The 21,273-nt window shown below is 37.0% G+C and carries 12 protein-coding genes; all 12 read right to left on the bottom strand.

Going from position 1 to position 21,273, the window contains the following annotated elements:
- Positions 1–72 precede the first annotated feature (72 nt).
- Positions 73–1,389, bottom strand: a complete 1,317-nt coding sequence (trmFO, locus tag E7A03_RS01705) for a methylenetetrahydrofolate--tRNA-(uracil(54)-C(5))-methyltransferase (FADH(2)-oxidizing) TrmFO (RefSeq protein WP_008713971.1) — start codon at positions 1,387–1,389, stop codon at positions 73–75.
- Positions 1,379–3,754, bottom strand: a complete 2,376-nt coding sequence (gene topA / locus E7A03_RS01700; protein WP_287509854.1) for a type I DNA topoisomerase — start codon at positions 3,752–3,754, stop codon at positions 1,379–1,381. The genes trmFO and topA overlap by 11 nt, the downstream gene beginning before the upstream one ends.
- Positions 3,744–4,970 carry a DNA-processing protein DprA gene (dprA, locus tag E7A03_RS01695; RefSeq protein ID WP_287509852.1) on the bottom strand — a complete coding sequence of 409 codons (1,227 nt, stop codon included), beginning with the start codon at positions 4,968–4,970 and terminating at the stop codon, positions 3,744–3,746. Before dprA ends, topA begins: the two co-directional genes overlap by 11 nt.
- Positions 4,971–5,076: 106 nt before the next feature.
- On the bottom strand, positions 5,077–6,792 hold the full coding sequence (locus E7A03_RS01690) for a YifB family Mg chelatase-like AAA ATPase (protein WP_287509850.1): 1,716 nt from the start codon (positions 6,790–6,792) through the stop codon (positions 5,077–5,079).
- Positions 6,793–6,804: 12 nt separating this feature from the next.
- Positions 6,805–7,203, bottom strand: coding sequence for a YraN family protein (locus tag E7A03_RS01685; protein ID WP_004695915.1), 399 nt, complete (start codon positions 7,201–7,203; stop codon positions 6,805–6,807).
- A 295-nt stretch (positions 7,204–7,498) separates the two neighbouring features.
- Complete coding sequence (locus E7A03_RS01680; RefSeq protein ID WP_287509725.1) at positions 7,499–8,296, bottom strand: ribonuclease HII; 798 nt, start codon at positions 8,294–8,296, stop codon at positions 7,499–7,501.
- Positions 8,289–9,194: a ribosome biogenesis GTPase YlqF gene (gene ylqF, locus E7A03_RS01675; protein WP_287509723.1), complete on the bottom strand. Its 906-nt coding sequence runs from the start codon at positions 9,192–9,194 to the stop codon at positions 8,289–8,291. Before ylqF ends, E7A03_RS01680 begins: the two co-directional genes overlap by 8 nt.
- Positions 9,195–9,419: 225 nt before the next feature.
- Positions 9,420–9,761, bottom strand: a complete 342-nt coding sequence (gene rplS, locus E7A03_RS01670; RefSeq protein ID WP_004695921.1) for a 50S ribosomal protein L19 — start codon at positions 9,759–9,761, stop codon at positions 9,420–9,422.
- A gap of 131 nt (positions 9,762–9,892) precedes the next feature.
- Entirely contained in the window at positions 9,893–10,279 is a 387-nt protein-coding gene (locus E7A03_RS01665; protein ID WP_287509721.1) for a MarR family winged helix-turn-helix transcriptional regulator, read from the bottom strand.
- Positions 10,280–10,447: 168 nt separating this feature from the next.
- Complete coding sequence (gene glyS, locus E7A03_RS01660; RefSeq protein WP_287509719.1) at positions 10,448–12,499, bottom strand: glycine--tRNA ligase subunit beta; 2,052 nt, start codon at positions 12,497–12,499, stop codon at positions 10,448–10,450.
- Between the two features lies 1 nt (position 12,500).
- On the bottom strand, positions 12,501–13,376 hold the full coding sequence (glyQ, locus tag E7A03_RS01655; RefSeq protein ID WP_287509717.1) for a glycine--tRNA ligase subunit alpha: 876 nt from the start codon (positions 13,374–13,376) through the stop codon (positions 12,501–12,503).
- 739 nt (positions 13,377–14,115) lie between these two features.
- Positions 14,116–21,255 carry a two-partner secretion domain-containing protein gene (locus E7A03_RS01650; RefSeq protein ID WP_287509715.1) on the bottom strand — a complete coding sequence of 2,380 codons (7,140 nt, stop codon included), beginning with the start codon at positions 21,253–21,255 and terminating at the stop codon, positions 14,116–14,118.
- Positions 21,256–21,273: the final 18 nt, after the last annotated feature.

Genomic DNA, 21,273 nt, shown 5'->3' with positions numbered 1-21,273 from the left:
CATGGGTTTTACCTATGAATGTAGGACTTTTACTATTTTTTGAAATAAAACTATTTCTTAAAAGGCTATTTCTTATAAATTTTCTTTAGCTTTTAGAGCATCCAGTTCTTCTAAAGCACGATTTGCAATCAGTGCATTTTTTTCTTTTTTCTTGCGTACTTTTTGAGGCCATGGATCCATGATGCCAAAGTTGACATTCATCGGTTGGAAGTTAGAGCCTTCGTAGTTAGAAATATAGTGACTAAGGGAACCGATAGCCGTCGTCTTAGGAAATTCAATAAATGGTTGTTCCTCTAAGTAACGGTCTACTTGTAGGCCTACCATTAGACCACTAGCAGCAGATTCTAAATAACCTTCAACTCCAGTCATTTGACCAGCAAAGAATAAACGCGGTTCCTTTTTAAGCTGGAATGCATGATTCAATAACTCAGGAGAATTGATATACGTATTGCGATGCATAACACCATAACGAATAAAATCGGCATTTTCAAGGCCTGGAATCATACCGAATACACGCTTTTGCTCGCCCCATTTTAAATGAGTTTGAAAGCCTACCAAATTAAACATGGTACCTTCTTTATTCTCCTTACGCAATTGCACAACTGCATAAGATTCCTCATCGGTGCGTTTATCCACTAAGCCCACAGGCTTTAAGGGCCCATAACGCAATGTATCTTCCCCACGGCTCGCCATAATTTCTACGGGCATACAGCCTTCAAAGTAGATTTCCTTTTCAAAATCTTTTGGTTGTACGGCTTCAGCCGTTGTAAGCTCATGCCAGAACGCTTTATATTCTTCTTCGGTCATAGGACAGTTAAGATAATCCGCATCGCCCTTATCATAACGTGAGGCAGCAAAAACTTTATCATAGTTTAAGGATTCAGCCGTTACAATAGGTGCAGCAGCATCGTAGAAGTAAAAGCCTGTTTCACCAGTTAAGGCCTTAATCTTATCTCCTAATGCTTCAGATGTAAGCGGACCAGATGCAAAAATAACAGTTGCTTCTGTAGGAAGTTCAGTGACCTCTTCTAGATGAACTGTAATATTAGGATGACCTTTTACTTTTTTCGTCACCATTTCACTAAATAAATGACGATCAACGGCTAAAGCACCACCTGCAGGAACAGCAGTTGCATCAGCACATTCCATAATGATGGAACCGAGACGACGCATTTCTTCTTTCAAAAGACCTACCGCATTTTCAATATTACCAGCGCGCAACGAGTTACTACATACGAGCTCTGCAAATTGATCTGTTTGGTGCGCAGGAGAACTCTTAACAGGACGCATTTCATATAAGTCTACATGAATGCCTCGGTTAGCAAGCTGCCAAGCTGCTTCGGATCCTGCAAGGCCTGCACCAATAACGATAACATTTTTATGATTCAATTGTAGTTTCCTCTTTTTTAGCTTTGCTAGACTTTTTAGATTCTTTTACAGTTTCTTCACTAGCTTCGCTTTTTTTCTTTCTTGTTTTCTTTGGTGGCCTAGTAGGACAAGTTTCATTGGAACAGAACTTTTTAACTGTACCATTTTTATATGTCTTTTCAACCATTATAGAACCACATGTTTCACAGAAATCATGAGTTGGCTTATCCCATAATGTAAAGTCGCATTGTGGGTATCGATTACAGCCATAGAAAATACGCCCACGACGAGACTTGCGTTCTACGATTTCCCCTTCTTTACATTTAGGACATGTTACACCAGTTCCTACTGTAATAGGTTTAGTATTTTTACATTCCGGGAAGTTAGAACATGCTAAGAACTTACCGTAGCGACCAAATTTATATACCATTGGGCTATTGCAAAGTTCACAGATTTCATCACTTTCCATAGATGCAATTTCAATGCGGTCTACGTCACTTGCATCTTCTAGCTCTTGCGCAAAGACCTCGTAGAAATCAGATAATACTTTTACATACGTATCCTTGCCAGACGCAATAGCATCTAGTTCTTCTTCTAGATCACGGGTAAAGCCAGTATTGATGATTTTTTCAAAGTATGCAATCAAGAAGTCTACCACCACAAAGCCTAGCTCTGTAGGCACGAATTGTTTATTCGTATTTTCCACATAGTTACGGCTTACGATAGTATCTAGAATTGGTGCGTATGTACTAGGACGACCAATACCAAGTTCTTCTAATGTCTTGATGAGACTCGCCTCGGAGTAACGTGGAGGTGGTTGCGTAAAATGTTGTTCTGGCAACACCTCTACCGTATGGGCAACATCATTCTTTTTTAAAGCTGGTAATTGAGGTACATCCTCTTTTTTTGCATCTTCATAAACGGTACTGAAACCTGGGAAAATAACACGAGAGCCAGTCGCTTTAAATGTATAGTCATCTTTTACATTCAACTCTATCGTTGTGGATTCATTTAGTTGCGGCGCCATTTGGCTAGCCATAAAACGATTCCAAATCAACGTATATAGCTTAAGTTCATCACGACTCAAGAATGGTTCCACCATTTTAGGTGTTAACTCGAGAGATGTAGGACGAATAGCCTCATGCGCATCTTGTGCAGAACCCTTAGAGCCGTACACATTTGGTTTAGACGGATAATAGTCTTCCCCATAATTGCGAAGAATAAAGTCCTTAGCCATAGCTTGCATCTCTTTAGAGATACGCGTAGAGTCTGTACGCATATATGTAATCAAACCTACGTGGCCATAGGAGCCAATTTCTAAACCTTCATATAAATGTTGAGCAATCATCATCGTACGCTTAGCACCAAAGTTCAATTTACGCACACCATCTTGTTGCAAGGTAGATGTTGTAAATGGAGGTGCCGCTTTACGAGAACGCTTGCGCTTTTCAATATTAGTCACTACTGCATCTTCATTGCCAATAGCATCAACTATGGCTTGTGCATCACTTTCAGTAGTAATATCGATTTTTTCACCTTTAATATGGGTTAATTCCGCTGTGAAAGCCTCTTTTTTAGGCGTTTCAAAATTGCCTTCAATAGTCCAATATTCTTGTGGCACGAAAGCTTGAATTTCTCGCTCTCTTTCACAGATAAGTCGAACTGCAACGGATTGCACACGACCTGCACTGAGGCCTTTACAAACCTTTTTCCATAATAAAGGACTCAATTTATAGCCTACGATACGGTCTAATACACGGCGTGCTTGTTGAGCATCTACCATGTTCATATCGATAGTACGTGGAGAACCCAATGCTTCTGCTACCGCATTTTTAGTAATCTCATTGAACGTAATACGGCATGTAGATGTAGGATCTACATTTAGAATGTACGCTAAATGCCAAGAAATAGCTTCCCCTTCGCGGTCAGGGTCAGTTGCGAGCAATACGGCACTGCTTTCATCAGCATAAGAAACTAGTTCATCAATAACCTTTTTACGTGTTACCAAATTACTATAGCGCGGCGTGAAATCATGCTCTATATCGATGCCCATTTGAGATTTAGGCAAATCTCGTAAATGTCCCATACTCGCTTTTACAACGTAGTTGGGACCTAAGAATTTTTCAATTGTTTTAGATTTAGCAGGAGACTCTACGATTACCAATACTTTGCCATCCGGATTATATACGCGAGGTTCGCGTTGCTCCGGTGGCACTGAAGTTTGTAGTACAGATTTATCCCGTACAATCCCCATTGGAGTAAGGGCTTCCTTAGCTACCTTACGCTTTATCGTAGTACTTTCTTTCTTAGTATTTTTCTTTTTTGTGTCTTTACTAGTACTAGCTGCTTTCGGCTCGCCAATAACGATAGATCGTTTAATGGACAAATATATCACTCCTAGTCATATTAATATAACCTCTCGGCGGATGATTCTCTATAGCCCCTTCCATTTCTAACTCTAGTAATAAGGGCTGTAGTTGTTGTAATGGAATACGAGTAGCTTTCAAAATATCACTAACCGTAATACATCGATCATGAGGTATTTCACTCAATATTACACTCCTATCCACATTAAAGCTTAACATAGAGCACCCTTTTCTATCAACACTTTGACTATGATTCCCTATTTGAACGCTATCTTTTACACCTTTATTTTCATTATTCCTTGTTGGTAAAAATTTTTGTTCACTAGAAAAATATTCCCGCAATGTTAAATGATATTGTTCAACTATATCCTCATACCCTGTAAGTACATATGCACCATTTCTCATTAGAAATTTATTTCCATCAGCCGTATGGTCTAATAGATTACATGGTACCACAAATACATCTCGACCTTCACTAACCGCCATATCTGCAGTAATCAAAGAACCACTACTGGACTTGGCCTCCACTACGATAACACCTCTGCATAATCCACTAATAATACGATTCCGTGCTGGGAAATGTTTTGCGGACGGCGGTGTACCCGGCGGGTATTCGGATAGAAGTAACCCATTATTTTGTAACATACGATCAAATAATTTTGCATTTTCTTGAGGATAGGTAATATCTAAACCACATCCCATAACAATGATTCCATACCCCTGACTAGCTAGAAGGCCTTCATGACCATGTGTATCAATACCTCGTGCGCCTCCACTGACAATAATAGTGCTGTATTTACTGAGCTCTTTACCAAGCATTCTCGCCACATTGCGTCCATATAATGAACAGCGCCGTGCCCCTACAAGAGCAATCCGATTTAGCCGTTTATCTAAAAGTGCTCTATTACCTCGCATAAACAATATAGCCGGTGGATTATAAATATGGTTCAAAATAGATGGAAAATCTTTATCTAAAAAGGTAGTAACATCCATCTTATATTCGTCTATTTTATGAATTATATAATCTAACTTTTCATCCTTAGCCGATGATGCTATAGCACGTTTATCAGCGGTAGAAATATGTGTATAAGGCTTTAAATTTTCAACCTTCTTAACGGCTTGCCAAGCATCATAAGGGGATCCAAAATCCTCTATAAATCGCCTTACATATGTGGCTCCAACATTGTATAAGCTTTGTAATCCTGCAATATAAATATTGTCATCGTATCTAATCATATAAACACCTAGTAATTCTTTCTATGTATATAAGCCTTAGTTTTATATAGAATTAAACAACTATTTTTGGCAAATAAACAACTACTAAATTTATAAGATAATTACTTTATTTGCCAGTTCTAAATAACATTGCTTCAGAAATATGATGTGGTTCTACTTTTGGATTTTCTTCTAAATCAGCAATTGTACGAGCCACCTTTAATATGCGATCAAAAGCTCGCCCACTTAAATGAAAATGGTCAAATATATTGCCTAAAACACTCCAGGCCTTATCTGTAATATTGCATAGTTCACTAATTGCCTTATGAGGAACTGCTCCATTCGAATTAAAATCAAAACCTTCAAATCGTTTTTGCTGCATAGCAGTAGCCATGATGACTTGTTGTCTCATACTTTCACTCGTCATATTTGAAGATGATGTATCTAACAGCTGTTCAAGGGTCGGTCTCTCAACGGGAATATGTAAATCTATACGGTCCATAATCGGCCCTGATAACCGTTGCTGGTAGTTTTTAACCATCGTTTCTGTACAGACACATTCCTTATGGGGATCATGGTAATAACCACAAGGACAAGGATTTGCCGCAAGAATACAAATAAAATTAGCTGGATATATATAATTTCCTTGAGACCGATTTATAGTAATAGTCCTAGACTCTAGTGGCTGTCGTAATGCATCGATTACTTGACGTTGAAACTCAGGTGCCTCATCCATAAATAATACGCCTCCATGAGCTAGTGTTACCTCTCCAGGGCGCCCCTGTATCCCTCCACCGACCATACTAGCCAAAGTTGCCGTATGATGAGGATGTCTAAAAGGTCTAGATGTAACTAGCCCATTATCTCCTAGTAAACCTATTACATCTTGTATACGACTCACTTCTACGATTTCATTCCAAGTCATAGGAGGCAATATGGTCGGCAATCGTTCGGCCATCATCGTTTTACCCCCACCTGGAGGTCCTATCATAATACAATGATGATGACCTGCAGCACTGATGAGCATGGCTCGTTTTCCTAACTCTTGACCTTGTACATCGCCAAAATCAACTGTATATGTTTGATTAGATTTTATAGTTGTACTTTCATCCGTAACAGACAAATCAACACAATGATTACTAATTGTTGTTACGTGCTGTTTATTGATTATATCTAGATTTTTATTGGTTCCCGTTAATGGCATAGATTCTAGAGACTCTAGTGACTCTAGAATTGATTCATTAATATTATGATGATTTACATGTTCTGTTTTGATACTTATTTGTTTATTTTTATCAACTGCCTTTAGCTTAACTTGCTCCTCTAGAATAGTAATAATTTCTTGTAGTGAAGATCCACCATATATAATTAAACTAGGAATAGCCTGCAACACTTTACCATTTTCAATACTCGTATAAATTTTTGAATAGTTAGCATCTAATCCTGCTAGCGACATAGCTAAAGTCCCAAAGGTTGGTAATAGCGAACCATCTAACGCTAATTCTCCCATAAACAGACTCTTATCAAATAAAGCCGAAATCTTTGCTTTACGCCCCTTTATCTGTCCTGATGCAAGCAGAATCCCTAAAGCAATCGCTAAGTCGAGTCCAGCGCTACTTTTACGAATTGTGGCAGGTGCTAAATTGACTACGATACGTCTCATTGGAAATTCGTAGCCACTATTTTTAATGGCCGCTCGCACTCGTTCACGAGCCTCTTTAACCGATTGATTAGGTAGACCAACGATATCAAAAACCGGCAAACCTTGTGATATATCGACCTCTACAGTAATGATGCATCCATCAATGCCGTGCAAGGTGGCTCCATATAATTTTGCGTACATAAACTGACCTCACTAAAAGCACTGTGGTAAATAATGAATAGAACTTTGAAAGTCTTCGTGTAAATACACCTCTATTACATCAAAGGATATTTCCTTCCAACGGCGCTTTTTTTGATTTAGATCATATAGAAACAACATGGCAGCTCGTTTAATATGCTTTTGTTTTTTCTTGGTAACTGCCTCACGTGCTAGTCCATGTTGCATACCTCGGCGAGCTTTAATTTCAATAAAATGATAGACTAAATCACGTTTAGCAATGATGTCAATTTCTCCTAACCGCGTTCGATAATTTGTATCTACTACTGTAAGTCCTATTTTTTCAATATAGTTAGTGGCTACTCGTTCTCCCCATTTGCCCAGTTCTTTTGAATCGAGTTCATTAAATGCTTTACCAGTACTAATCGTTTTCATATATACCTCCTAATAAGGTGTATCTGCAACAATAACTCATAGAATTTTAATATCTACACTATATTAATCTTTCAACAGGTAATACTTACTTGTAGAGTAAGATACGTAAGATGTAAAAGTAAATACAAAAGAGGTTCCTAATAGTCACATAGGTGACTATTAGGAACCTCTTTACAGTTATGAACTATATGCAATTTATAATGTGATAATACGAATAAAACTAATACAACTATAGGACTTAACTTGATAGTCTAATTATAAAATAAATTTATTATCCATAATAAATACTTAGAAATTACTTAGGTTTAACCCAACGAACGATAGATTTAATAGGTTCAAAGCTCTTTCGATGTAGTGGTGTTACCCCTTGTTGCTCGATAGCTTCTTTATGTAATTCCGTATAGTAACCTTTATGAATACCAAAGCCATAGCCAGGGAACTCATCATCAAGACTCTTCATATATCGATCTCGCGTAACCTTTGCAATGATGGATGCAGCAGCAATATTAGCGCTTTTGCTATCACCTTTAATGATGGATTCAACGGGAATCCTCAAATCAGGCAATTTCATAGCATCGGCTACTACTGCTTCAGCTGGTACGCTGAGCGTACGAATAGCCTCATACATCGCTTGTCGCGTTGCTTCATAAATATTGAGTTCATCAATCTTTTCTGGGCCGTAGGAAATACAGCTAACAGCAACGGCTTCGTCCATGATGATATCATAGAGCGCTTCACGCTTTTCTTCGGTTAGTTTTTTAGAGTCATTAAGGCCTGGAATTAATGTCATAGGTGGCAAGATAACAGCAGCTACCGTGACAGGCCCCGCAATAGGACCACGCCCCACTTCATCAACACCAGCCACATGATAGATACCTTGATCATAGAACATGCCTTCATAGTCATACATACCCATAAGACGTTGCTGTTCTTTTAACTCTTTTTCTTGACGCTTAATATAAGAAGCAGCCAATTTCTGTACAGAACTACGAGTATCCTCTTGAGCAAAAGACAAAATCTCTAAGGCTTGTTCAGTTTCAAAGAGAGCTTTAATATCTGCTACTTTTAACTTAGAAAATACATCCTTATCCATTATGACTCTCCTCACCATCTGCAGGGTAGTACGGTTCTTCATCAACTTGATCGAGAGTAATTGTACCTAACTTAGTATTGCGGTAGTCTTGCAAGATAATACGGCGAGCCTTGTCAAAATCTACAATGCCACCGCTTACAAGACAACCTCGACGACGTCCGATGCTTTCAAGAATCGTATCAACATCGGTCATCTCTTCTTCTTTTAATTTATAACGTTCCACCAAAATATTAGGCGTATTAGTCAGTAAATGATTTAATAGCTGTTTCATTACATGCTCTAAATCGTAAACATCATCAGAAACGGCACCCGTCATAGCGAGACGAGCCGCTGCACGTTGGTCCTCTAATTTAGGCCATAATACACCTGGTGTATCAAGCAATTCAAGGTTTTTACCGATTTTAACCCATTGTTGACCACGTGTATGACCAGCTTTGTTAGCTGTACGCGTTGCTGCAGAGCCAGCTAAGGAGTTAATCAACGTAGATTTACCAACGTTAGGAATCCCTAAGATGATGGTACGTACAGAACGACTACGAATACCTTTTGCGACCCAACGGTCAATTATAGGCTTGCTCAAACGCTCTACAGTAGATATTAACTTCTTATTACCCTTGCCAGACTTAGAATCGATAGCCAATACAGTGATACCTTGTTTAGTAAAGAATTCAGTCCATTCCTTTGTGGCTTTAGGATCTGCTAAATCTACTTTATTTAACAGTACGATATGAGGTTTCTGACCAATGAGTTCAGTAATTACAGGGTTCGCACTAGAACGTGGAATACGAGCATCTAGTAACTCGATAACTACGTCTACCTTTTTGATATACTCAGTAATCATACGTGTGGCTTTCGCCATATGTCCAGGGAACCAATGTACGATAGGTGAATCTGCCATAGTATTTCCTTTCTACATACTTATATACATCTCTTAGAAATACTTAATCTATTAGAGATACTTAGTATGTTTTATCTTTATATGTATATTTTATATTTATATGTATCTTTTAGAGCTCTATATTCCTTTATTATAACTCTTTAATTCATAGAATAATAAAATAGACCTATTCATATCTAATTTTAGCAAAAATAAAAGGCTGCCGACGGCAGCCTTTTATGAACATTAGCGTTTTTCGCGAATACGAGCAGCTTTACCAGTAAGGTTACGTAAGTAGTACAATTTAGCACGACGAACAACACCACGGCGCATAACTTCGATTTTAGCTAAACGTGGGCTATGAAGTGGGAATGTACGTTCTACACCTACACCGGATGCAATACGACGAACTGTAAAAGTTTCGCGTACGCCACCGTTTTGACGTTTAATTACCAAACCTTCGAACACTTGGATACGTTCACGAGTACCTTCCACTACTTTTACGTGTACACGAACTGTGTCACCAGCACGGAATGTAGGGATGTCTGTACGAAGTTGTTCTTGTTCAAGTACGTTAATAATGTTCATTGTTTCCTCCTGTTTGCAGACATTCAATACCTACACCTTATAGGCAGCGGACTGTCTCAAATTAACAGAACTATATTAACACAAATCACATACTGTTAGCAAGTATTTTCTATATAATTTTGAGAATTACATTATTTACCCGAAATAGGTCGTTTTAGCTTACCTAATAAACGATATAACTCCTCTTGTTCCTCAGCAGATAAATCGGAAAATAAGACATTTAAAAATTGATCGTACGAATGTAGTAATGATTTACCTAACCGTCTCCCCTCATCGGTTAAAGCAACTACAGATATACGTTTATCCATAAAATCGATATGCTTTGTAACATATCCTAGTTCAATGAGAATATCCGTCTGCTCCGACACAGTAGCGGGGCGCATGTTTAGCGTATCCACCAACTGCTTCTGAGATGCCCCCTGAGAACGCATATATAATTCAATAATAATTCTATCACGAGACTTTTCTTTGCCACTTGGCACCTTACATAAGGCTTTATATAATTCATCATGATTCATAATTTTAATCTCCTCATACAACTTTGTATATTATAAGGTATTCGCCATAGTCTTTAAAAATCCTGCATATAATCTGTATATTCTTCGTAAAAGCAAGAAGAGGTACCAAAAGGTACCTCTTCGTTCATATATTACTGTAAATGTTTTATATATCTCTTATCAAACATATTATTTCAATGCACTAATATCGCCAATAATAGCCATTACATTGTATGCCAAGCGAACAAGTTGTAAACGGTTAGCTTTAATAGCTTCATCTTTATCCATAACCATTACATCTTCAAAGAATTGGTTAATTGTTGGCACAAGTGTTGCTGGAACTGCTACTACAGCTGCGTAGTCGCCAGCTTCCCATGCTGCAAGACTTGCTTCAGATGCTTTAGAAGCGGCTTCGAACAATGCTTTTTCAGCATCTTCTTTCAACAAGTCGCTATTAACACCAGTATATTCCACATCTTTTACAAGATTGTACATACGAGTATAGGCTTGAACAAGCTCAACATTTTCATCGATGCGATTTGCTAACAATGCGTTTACAAGACCTTCTGCATCAGCAACGGACAATTCATTGTTGGACAACAACAAGTCGATCACATGATGAGGAACTTCGCGATCAAGGAAGATATTTTTCAAACGAAGTGTGAAGAACTCTTCAACTTGGTTAAGCAATTCCTCTTGTTTATCAGTAGCTACATTCAATAACTCCATAGATGCTTTGAAAATTGGACGCAAGCTGATATTCCATTCGCTACCAAGCAAGATGTTCAAGATACCAATTGTTTGACGACGCAAAGCATATGGATCTTGAGAGCCTGTAGGGATTAAGCCACGGCTGAAAGTAGCAACGATATTATCTACTTTATCGATTATGGACAATACTTTACCTGCTTCAGTTTGAGGCAATACATCACCTGCAAAACGTGGTAAATATTGTTCAAAAATAGCTTCTGCTACCTCAGGAGATTCACCATCAAGTAAAGCGTACTCTTTACCCATCACACCTTGTAATTCAGTGAACTCTGTAACCATACCTGTAGTAAGGTCAGTTTTAGCAAGCTCTGTAGCGCGTTCCAATACAACAGCTGCATCTTCGTGCAAGCCACATTCTTCACCAAATACACGGCCCAATTTAAGTAAACGTTCAGTTTTATCTGCTAAGTTACCAAGACCTTCTTGGAATACAATTTTAGTTAAGCCATCTTGACGGTCAATAAGAGGTTTCTTGCGGTCTTCGTTAAAGAAGAATTTAGCATCATCTAGGCGAGCGCGCAATACGCGTTCATTACCAGCTTGAACTACTTCGATGGAATGGTCAGAACCATTGCGCACTGTTAAAAACATTGGCAACAATTTACCGTCTTGACCAACCAATGGGAAATAACGTTGATGATCTTTCATTGGTGTAATGATAGCTGCATCAGGAAGTGCCAAGTAGGACTCTTCAAAGCCACCGCACAATGCTGTAGGCCATTCAACAAGGTAGTTAATTTCTTCTAACAAATCATCATCCCAAACGATGGATGCATTTTTAGAAGCTGCCATATCATGTAATTGTTTGGAGATCAATTCACGACGTGCGTCTTGATCAACCATAACAAAGTTTTCTTTTAATATATCTACATAGGAAGCTGCATTTTTGATATTGATTTCATCAGCACCTAAGAAGCGATGACCACGTGTTACATTACCAGATTTTACAGTAGCAAATTCTACAGGAATTACTTCTTCATCAAGTAATGCTACAAGCCAACGTACTGGACGTACAAATTTAGCATCTAGGTTGCCCCAATGCATGGATTTAGGGAAGTTAAGACCTGTAATCAATTGTGGCAACATATCTGTGACGATATCTTTTGCTGGTACGCCTGCAGTTTTAGTTTCAGCATAAATATAGCCGTCTTCTACAACGAGGTCAGCTACATCAAGACCTTTACCACGAGCAAAGCCGATAGCAGCTTTTGTTGCATTACCGTCAGCATCATATGCGATGGATGCAGAAGGACCTTTATGACGTTCGCTGATTTCAGCAGATGTGTCAGCAAGACCTTTCACGATAAGCGCCAAACGACGTGGTGTGCCGTATGTTGCGATGCTTTCAAAAGGAAGATGGGCATCATTTAATTTTGTTTCAGCCAATTGTTTCAATTGACCTAAGATATTTGGCATAAAGCCGGCAGGAATTTCTTCTGCACCGATTTCAAATAATAAATCCTTTGCCATCTTATTTATCTCCTTTCAAAAGTGGGAAACCTAATTCTTCGCGTTTAGCAAGGTATTGTTGTGCACAAATACGAGCTAATGCACGTACGCGGCCAATAAAAGCAGTACGTTCGCTGATGGAAATAGCACCACGGGAATCAAGCAAGTTGAATGTGTGGGAACATTTCAATACATAGTCGTAAGCTGGTAATACATAACCAGCTGCACAAACGCGTTTTGCTTCTGCTTCGTACATATCAAACAATTTAAAAAGCATATCTGTATCAGCTAATTCAAAGTTATAAACGGATTGTTCAACTTCGTTAGCATGCCAAACGTCACCATATGTAACATTTTCATTCCATTTAAGGTCATAAACGTTTTCTACGCCTTGAATGTACATAGCCAAACGTTCTAAACCGTATGTAATTTCTACAGAAACTGGTTTACAGTCGATGGAACCAACTTGTTGGAAATATGTGAACTGAGTTACTTCCATACCGTCGAGCCATACTTCCCAACCAAGGCCCCAAGCGCCCAATGTTGGAGATTCCCAGTTATCCTCTACGAAACGGATATCGTGATCTTCAGCATGAATACCAAGAGTTGCCAAGGATTGTAAGTACAATTCTTGGATATTATCTGGAGATGGTTTCACGATAACTTGGAATTGATGATGTTGGAACAAACGGTTAGGGTTATCTCCATAACGACCGTCTGCTGGACGACGAGAAGGCTCTACATAACATACAGACCATGGTTCAGGACCAATAGCGTGTAAGAATGTAGCAGGGTTCATTGTACCTGCGCCCTTTTCGATGTCATATGGATTTTGAACGATACAACCTTGATCGCTCCAGAATTTTTGTAAATTTAAAATAATCTCTTGAAATGTCATTGCTGCCTCCACTTTACACAACCGACATAAAATCAACCATTTCGTTACAAACAAAAAAGTCCCTGTAACGAAAAACGTTACAGGGACGAGTATACCCGCGGTTCCACCCTATTTGGCTTGCGCCCTCTTTTTTTCTATGTTGGCCTTTACTAACAGATATCTGCGTTCCTGCCAATGCTCTACAGCGCCTTCAACCAAATGTGAGCTTACACCATCCTCACTCGCTAGAGAGGTTTACTACTCTGCTTCATCGCATATATTATACACAATATTGTAGCAATATAGAGGGAAGAATGTCAATCTTAATATACATTTAATTGTATACCTACAAGTTATAAAAAATTATAACACACTATCTAATATATTTTAATGTAATATAGTCCATAAAAGAAACACAATTCCAATTATGTATATATAATTTTCATTACGTCCGTCTTTATATGTACTAGTTCCTTTTTTTTGTATATTTCTAATGAAATCTTTAAAGAAATGAAATACCAAGACTGCACCTAAAGGATAAAAGTAATTATATCCTGAATGAAAAAATATATAATAAATAAGAAAAACAATTTCTAAACTAATACTTATAAGAATCATCATCTTATACAGAATAGGAAAATTCATATTATTAACCCATTCTTGTTGTTTATCAGTCAGATTTTTATGCATTATATTCTTATAGTATGCTCGTAAATCCCAACCTAGAATACATATTATAATAAAAGAAATATAATCAAGATTACTTAACATCTTTTTCTCTTTTCTCCTTCTCTTGCTTTAATTCATCTTTTCCTTTTTCGACACGAATACCTTCAATAAGATTAACTCCAATCCCAAATCTTCCGGCAGTTACAGCATATCGTCCACCACTTCCTATTAGAGCTAACTTTTCACCAGCAGATACAGTCTCACCGACCCAAAAGGCCTCCTTATCTAAATCATTTGCAGCTTTAAATAAATCAGGATATTTATAAAACTCCTTATAGTTATCTTGAACATTATTTATTAAAACAAAAGTATTAGCACTATGTCCACCCACTTCACGCCCCATACCAAGAATAATACCTTTGCTATATGGTCGTACATATTGTGGTACCATTTTATTGGCTATATGTTCCCCAGTAATCTCTCCAACTTTACTATAAGCAATACCACTGACAGTTGACCTCATACTTTTCTCTGCATGATTTTTAAATTCAGGGGATGATAGATAATCAGCCCATCTTAGTACCCTATCAGTCGAGGTAGCGTCTGTACTAGCTTGATATGCCAAACTATTTTCTATTGCGGCATCAACTATAGCATATTTTGTATTCTTTGAAAATCCATTCTCTCCTGCAATAGTATATATATCTTTACCTTCATGATTGTTGTAACTAACGGTAATCTTATCATCATTCCATTTTAAGTTATCTAATCTCTCTCTTGTAATATTATTTAAGCTTATATTATTTTTAAAATTTTTATAACCAATATTAGATAGAGGGTTCCCAGTATTACTGTTTATTATACGTGAATTTACAGGATCAAAAATAGCTGTAGCGCTTGGGTCCCTAAGCATATCTAAATCTCCAGTTGTAATATTTAAACGTTCAAATGAAGTTCCATCAAGCTTTCCTATTTTTGCAAAATTATTTTCTGGTATAACAAGATGCCAATTTGGTGAACCATCGGAACCTCTATATAAGGTTACTCCATATTTATTTATACCATATACTAAATTACCAGTACCGACCTCAGTAAAAATGGCACGATTAAATTCATCATAACCACCTAGATCATTCACTTTTATTCCACCAAATTCATACGTATTAGTTTTAATATATTGTTGTTTTTCATTATCCCATACACTAATTTGACCAGTTTGATTGTCTATATCAGGTGGAAGGTTATATAATTTATAATCCTCTGATTTTAAAACAACCGGTGATGGTAAATTACTTGATTCAGTTAAACCTGGTCCCGGAGGAATTATATCATCCATAGGTACACTTGGATCAGAAATACCTGCCCGATATGAACTAGGAGGGATTACATCATTCATTGGTATACTAGGATTAGAAACTCTATCACTAAATGAAACTGGCTTCGTTGTAACTTGATCAAGTGCACTCGGGTTACCAACATAAGGGCTAAACTCTGTAATAGTTTCTCCAGATGTTGTTTTTACAGCTATTCTGGACGTACCAACACCTACTCGAAACAATGCACCAGCATAATTCCATTTTGTTCCATATTGAGCCTCTGTAGCCCCAGTAATCGGAGATTTACCAAACCCATGATTTACTAGGGCCCCTAAACTTGCACTTAGCCATTGGGCTACAGCAGGATTAGATTTAGCAATTTTTTGAATTTCACCAATCAAGGCTTCATTTGTTGCACCAGCATAGAAGCCACTACCTGTAGGGTTTCCTGCTATACGTGCAGATGTTTCAGCAACTACTGCATGCGCTAATGCTTTTGCAGCTTTTCCTTCTTTTGTTTTAGGCTCCCAATAATGAAGTTGCTCAAATGCATCTTTAGCAAATAATCGTGCTAATTCTTGCCGTTCTTCAACCTTTTTCTTATCAAAAATAGTATCAAGTTTATTTAGACTATTTTTAGTATCTTTGGAAATCTTATTAATATCAATATTAGATGATTCTGTTCTTATTGTACCATTAGCAATAACAGATTTTGTAGTACTTTCAGCTGATTTTTCCGAATCTGGCAATAGTTTTGGCAACAAACCTAAAGAGTTATATACAGCATCTTTACCTGCTTGACTTAAATTTTTAAAGCCAGATACAGATGTATAACTTAAACCTGTATTACTAGATTTATATTCAGCTTTATTTTTAATATCTTTAACTGTTAAAGAATTCGTTGATAATTTATTCTTGTCTGCCTTTGCCTTACTATCAATAACAGCACCTTCTAATTTAGTATTTCCTTTAGTTGTGATATCAAAGCCTTCAGCACCAGCATATAATCCAGCTTGCTCAGTAACACTAGCATAATCACTAGTCATTTTACCTTTTAAATATTCTGCAGATACCCCACCTAATTGTGTACCATTTGTAGATATGCTAAATCCTATATTATTCTTTTCGCCTCTATAGGTTTCACTATCTTGCAAGCTTTTAATAGTTAAATTACCACCTATTTGAGATTGAATAGATTCACCATATACTTTTGATCCCACAATATTAGTATCAGCACCAGAGTTTGTAATTACTTTATTGCCTTGAACAACCGTTCCCGAATGAGTCGTTTTAACTGTAGTACCATTTTCATTTGCTTTATTATAATTAGCATCAATACCTAGTAAGCCACCACCATTAACACTAATGTTAGCACCAATTGACCAGCCTTTGCTATCATATTTATCAGTTATAGTAGTTGTATTTGTTCCAGCTTGTAGGGAGAGATTTCTACTTGCATCCAATTTAACAAATTCTCCTCGAATGGTTTCCCCAATAGCCAGTATATCTCCTGAATCAATCGTAGTTGGTTTTGTAACTAATTTAATTCCATTATCAGATAATATATGCCCTCCTGCATACTTACTACTATCTAATCTTGATTCGCTTCTACTTTTACTAGAGCCAACACTTACATGAATATTAGCTAATCCATCTTTTTTTGCCCGTTTATTTTCTTTGTATTGCTTTTGATCCCCATTTATGTCATTTAAGTCATTGTAACCTTTTGCTTTTTCATAACTTGCTTCTTCAGCTAATCTTTTTCTTTCTTTTTCTAATGCCTTTCTAGTTTTATCGGTTAATTTATTATTTTGTAAAAGACTATCAATTTCTTTTACTTTTTGTTCTTTAAGTATTCCAGACGCTATTGATTTTTGTGCTTCATCTCGTACAAAATCAGGAGTAAAGTTTTTATACTCTTGAATCTTACTATAACCTTTTTTAAGTTCCTTACCAGCTTCAAGAGATTCTAAAGTTCCTAAGCGTTTATCATCATGACTATTAGCCTTACGTTGTAATCCACGTGCAGTAGTCAACGCTGATGCAATAGAGCCACCTAAGCTAACAGTTAAACCCGATTGTTTCTCTTCATGCACCTGCTTCGATGCTACAGTGTCATGTTTACCATCAAGAGTAATATCAGAACCACTAACTTCAATATCATCTTTACCAATTATATCAGTACTAGTGAGATGTGCTTTATTATTAGCATCAATACTAATTTTTCCATTCGTAGAACCAATCAATGTATTTACATTAGTTTTAGAATTTCCTTCTAATGTATCAGTCACTTTTTTACTACCAATAGTAAAGCCTATACCAGCACCCATTAATCCAGATTTTTTACTATATTGATATACATCATCACGTTGTGTTTCTTCACCTGAATCTGTACGCACGTCATTACCCGCAGATACGGATACATCTTTTGTTCCTAAAATATTAGAACCTGTTACCGAAACATTATGATTAGCTTTCACATTAATCGTATCGCCACCAATCGTTGAAGATAAAACACCTGTGTGCTCATGATCTGTACGTATGATATTAGTTGTACGTGATAGTAAACTTTTCTCTTTGTATTTTAGACCATATTCATCACGACTATAGCTTTTCCCATTAGTGATAGTAACATCATTTCCAGCTTCAACTGATGTTAAGCCATGTTCACTATTAACAATACCATTACGGATGTTTACATCATTTCCTGCACGTAAAGTAACATTGCTATCACTTAAAATAGCAGTACCTAATTCTGTACGGCGGTCAGTACGATTATAATTATCATTATTAACAGTCATATCCTTTTTAGCGGATAATGCCTCTGTTGTTAAATTAATATTCTGCCCAGCCTCAATCGTTGCTTTAGAATTATCTCCAGTATGAACAATAGCACCTTTAAGATTAACATCTCGTTTAGCAGATAAAACCAAATCGCCTTTTTCTCCTACACCTATAGTTCCTTGGCGACCAACAATATCGTGATGTTGTAATCTATCTACATGAGCACCTACATTAATATCACGACCAGCATTAATATTAACCTGTTTCTCACCATGAATATTACCTGTATTTATTACGTCTTGAGATGCCTTAATAGTCACTTTACGTCCATCTATACGGCCTATATTTTCTATATCATGAGCCCCTAATACAATTGTATCTGCAGTCATAATGCCTTGATTTAGAATATCTGTATTAGTATTGCTAACGATAGTTTTGCCACTTATAATCCCCCCCATTGCATCCATAAATTTAGCAGTCTGTTTGGCTAAATACACTTTAGGATACAAAACTTGTTGCACTTTTCCATCTACATTAACGGTTTTAGTTTCCAACCAAACCATATCTGTTGTTATAGCTTCCATTTGTTCTTTAGATAAAGCAATTCCTGGAGCTAATTTAAAAGCTTTACCAAAGGCTATACCAGCCTCTAACAACGCTTTATATTCAGCCTCATTATCTGTATAACCTTCTAAATACTGTTTACCTGTAGCCGATACAATTTGCTCATTAATAAGTTGTTGTTCATAGAATCCATCACCTAAGCGTTTGAATCTTCTTTCAGGATTATTTGCCAAGGCATCAATCATAAATTGAGAGGATAAAAAATTCTTTCGATTAGTAAAAGCAGGGTCAGTCTCTATCAAAGCATTAGCCGTAATATCAGGATGAATTTGATATAGTGCCTCTGTTGGTAACGATAAACCATCTATGGTTTGACTTGCTTTACCTTTGCCCCCACCCAGACCATATGGATCTAAACTATCATTGACCTTTGCAATAGTAGCTTTGGATACTTTATCTTCAGCGTGCTCTTTTAGAGTACCAATTGGTTTTACATTTTCTTCAGTAATCGACGGTGTCATAAAGACTTCAGGATCCCATCGTCTACGTCTTTTCCTTCCAATATGATGACTTTTGTGAACACTCTTTGTATAACTCTCTTGAGTAGTGCCAGTAACAAAAGTCTTATCACTAATTGTATCGGATATATTTTGTATAGCCCCCTGTGTCTGAATAACACCACCAGAAAGCACTTTACTATTATCATTACGCAGAATACCAGTAGTTACAATATCACCACCGCTACTAATCAAGCCCGGATCATCAATGGTAACCACTTTATGGGTATTTTCTGTTTCAGTTCGAATAATCGTAAATTTATGTACACGATTTTCATCCTTATCCATCTCTTTGTTATAGGCTTCATCTTCAGCAGTCTTAACAGGTTTTACATGAGGTGTTCCATATCCGCTTGTATCATCAGCATATGGGAATTCAGACTTGTCAAATACTTGTCCTTCTAACTTATGGTTTAGATCATTAACTTTTAATTTATCTGGATTTTTAGTAATACTATCTGAAAGACGCTTGGTTCCTAACGCAACATTATTATTTTCTACTGTAGGAGTATCTAGTTTAATAGACTTTGTCGCTTTAATGGTCGCCCCTTTATTATGAATACCATCTTTAGCAATAAGGTCCATAGTTCCACTACTATAAATGAGACCTTTACCAGTATTATCTATTGTATCTGAAGTTATATTAACGTGATTACGACCCGCAATTACACCAGACTTATGAGAATCTAGTTCTGTCTTAAGAGCAGTAACTTTCTCTTGTACATCATCATACGCTTTTGTTAAATCATTAATCCGTTGGCGATGTGCGTCTAACTCAGACTTGGTCTTATATTTAGATATATCAGCATTCCATTCAGCATCAAGTTCATTTTTTGCCTTTTCTAGCTCTTTACCAGCTTTATGATAGCGTTCTTCTATTTCACTATTAGTATGATTTGTAACTATATTAGCTTTAATAGCTACTGTATCACCATAAATACGTCCACCTTCATGATTATCTATAGATTTAGCATTTATAGTTGTAGTATTTCCAGAGTTGATAAGACCATTATTGTTTACCTTTTCTTGACTATGTACAGTTGTAGAGGAATCACCTTGAACCACGCCATTTGAATGAATTGCTATACTTTGTCCATCTAAAATAGTATTGCCATTACTTGTAACACCACCATCAACTATAATTTGACCATCACTAGTAATATTAGAGGCTTGTGTAGAACTTACTACACCTTTAACATTTACACCAAGACCAGTGTTGGTACCTTTCAGAGTAATAGAGTTTGCATACATACCACCAATAGCAGAGACATCTAAGCCAATATTATTAGAATTACTAATCTTTTGTGTGTCTAATGTATTAGCATCTATTTTATTCTTACCAGTGCGAGCTTCAATCGAATTTGCCCAAACTCCAGCATTTACACTTGCTGCTTCTGTTAAAACTTGTAGCGAGTTAGCATCTTTGGCATTTAGACCGTTTCTATTAATAGCAACAGTTCCTCGCTCTACACGATATGAGTTTAGATTTCCTGCTGAATCATATTCAGGTTTACCTGTAGTTAATACTGCTCGATCTGTATTGATAAATCCACCACCATCTACAGTAATACCATTAGGATTTGCTATAACTACGGAAGCTTTGTGACCTGCTACCTCAATAAACCCGTTCATATTAGTTGCATTGTGTGAAGTAACCTCGTTAACAATGACATTGGCAGAGCCACGCATCATATTAGCATTACCAGGTACATAACCACCAAGCTTAGTATTAGACATTTGGTAAGAGTTATTAAGAATTACACCATTTTGTGGTACGTTAAAGTTAGTATAATCATTTCTAGATACTCCACCAGCACTAGGGCCAACGACATTTACTAATGTGACACCGTTAGCAGCTTGTCCGATCATGGCTTGTCTTTCATGTGGCGCATTTCGATCTACCTCTATAGGATTTTCTGCATATACAAACGGTACGACTAAAGGATCAACGATCATTAAACCCATAGTAAGCCATACTGCTATTTTATATTGTAATCGTTTTTGTTTCATATTTACTCTCTCAATTAA

This window comes from Veillonella parvula, assembly GCF_032472435.1.
In the GTDB taxonomy this organism is placed as follows: Bacteria; Bacillota; Negativicutes; order Veillonellales; family Veillonellaceae; genus Veillonella; species Veillonella parvula_N.
The sequence above is the reverse complement of the archived record's forward strand: the minus strand, read 5'-3'. Positions and strand labels throughout refer to the sequence as shown.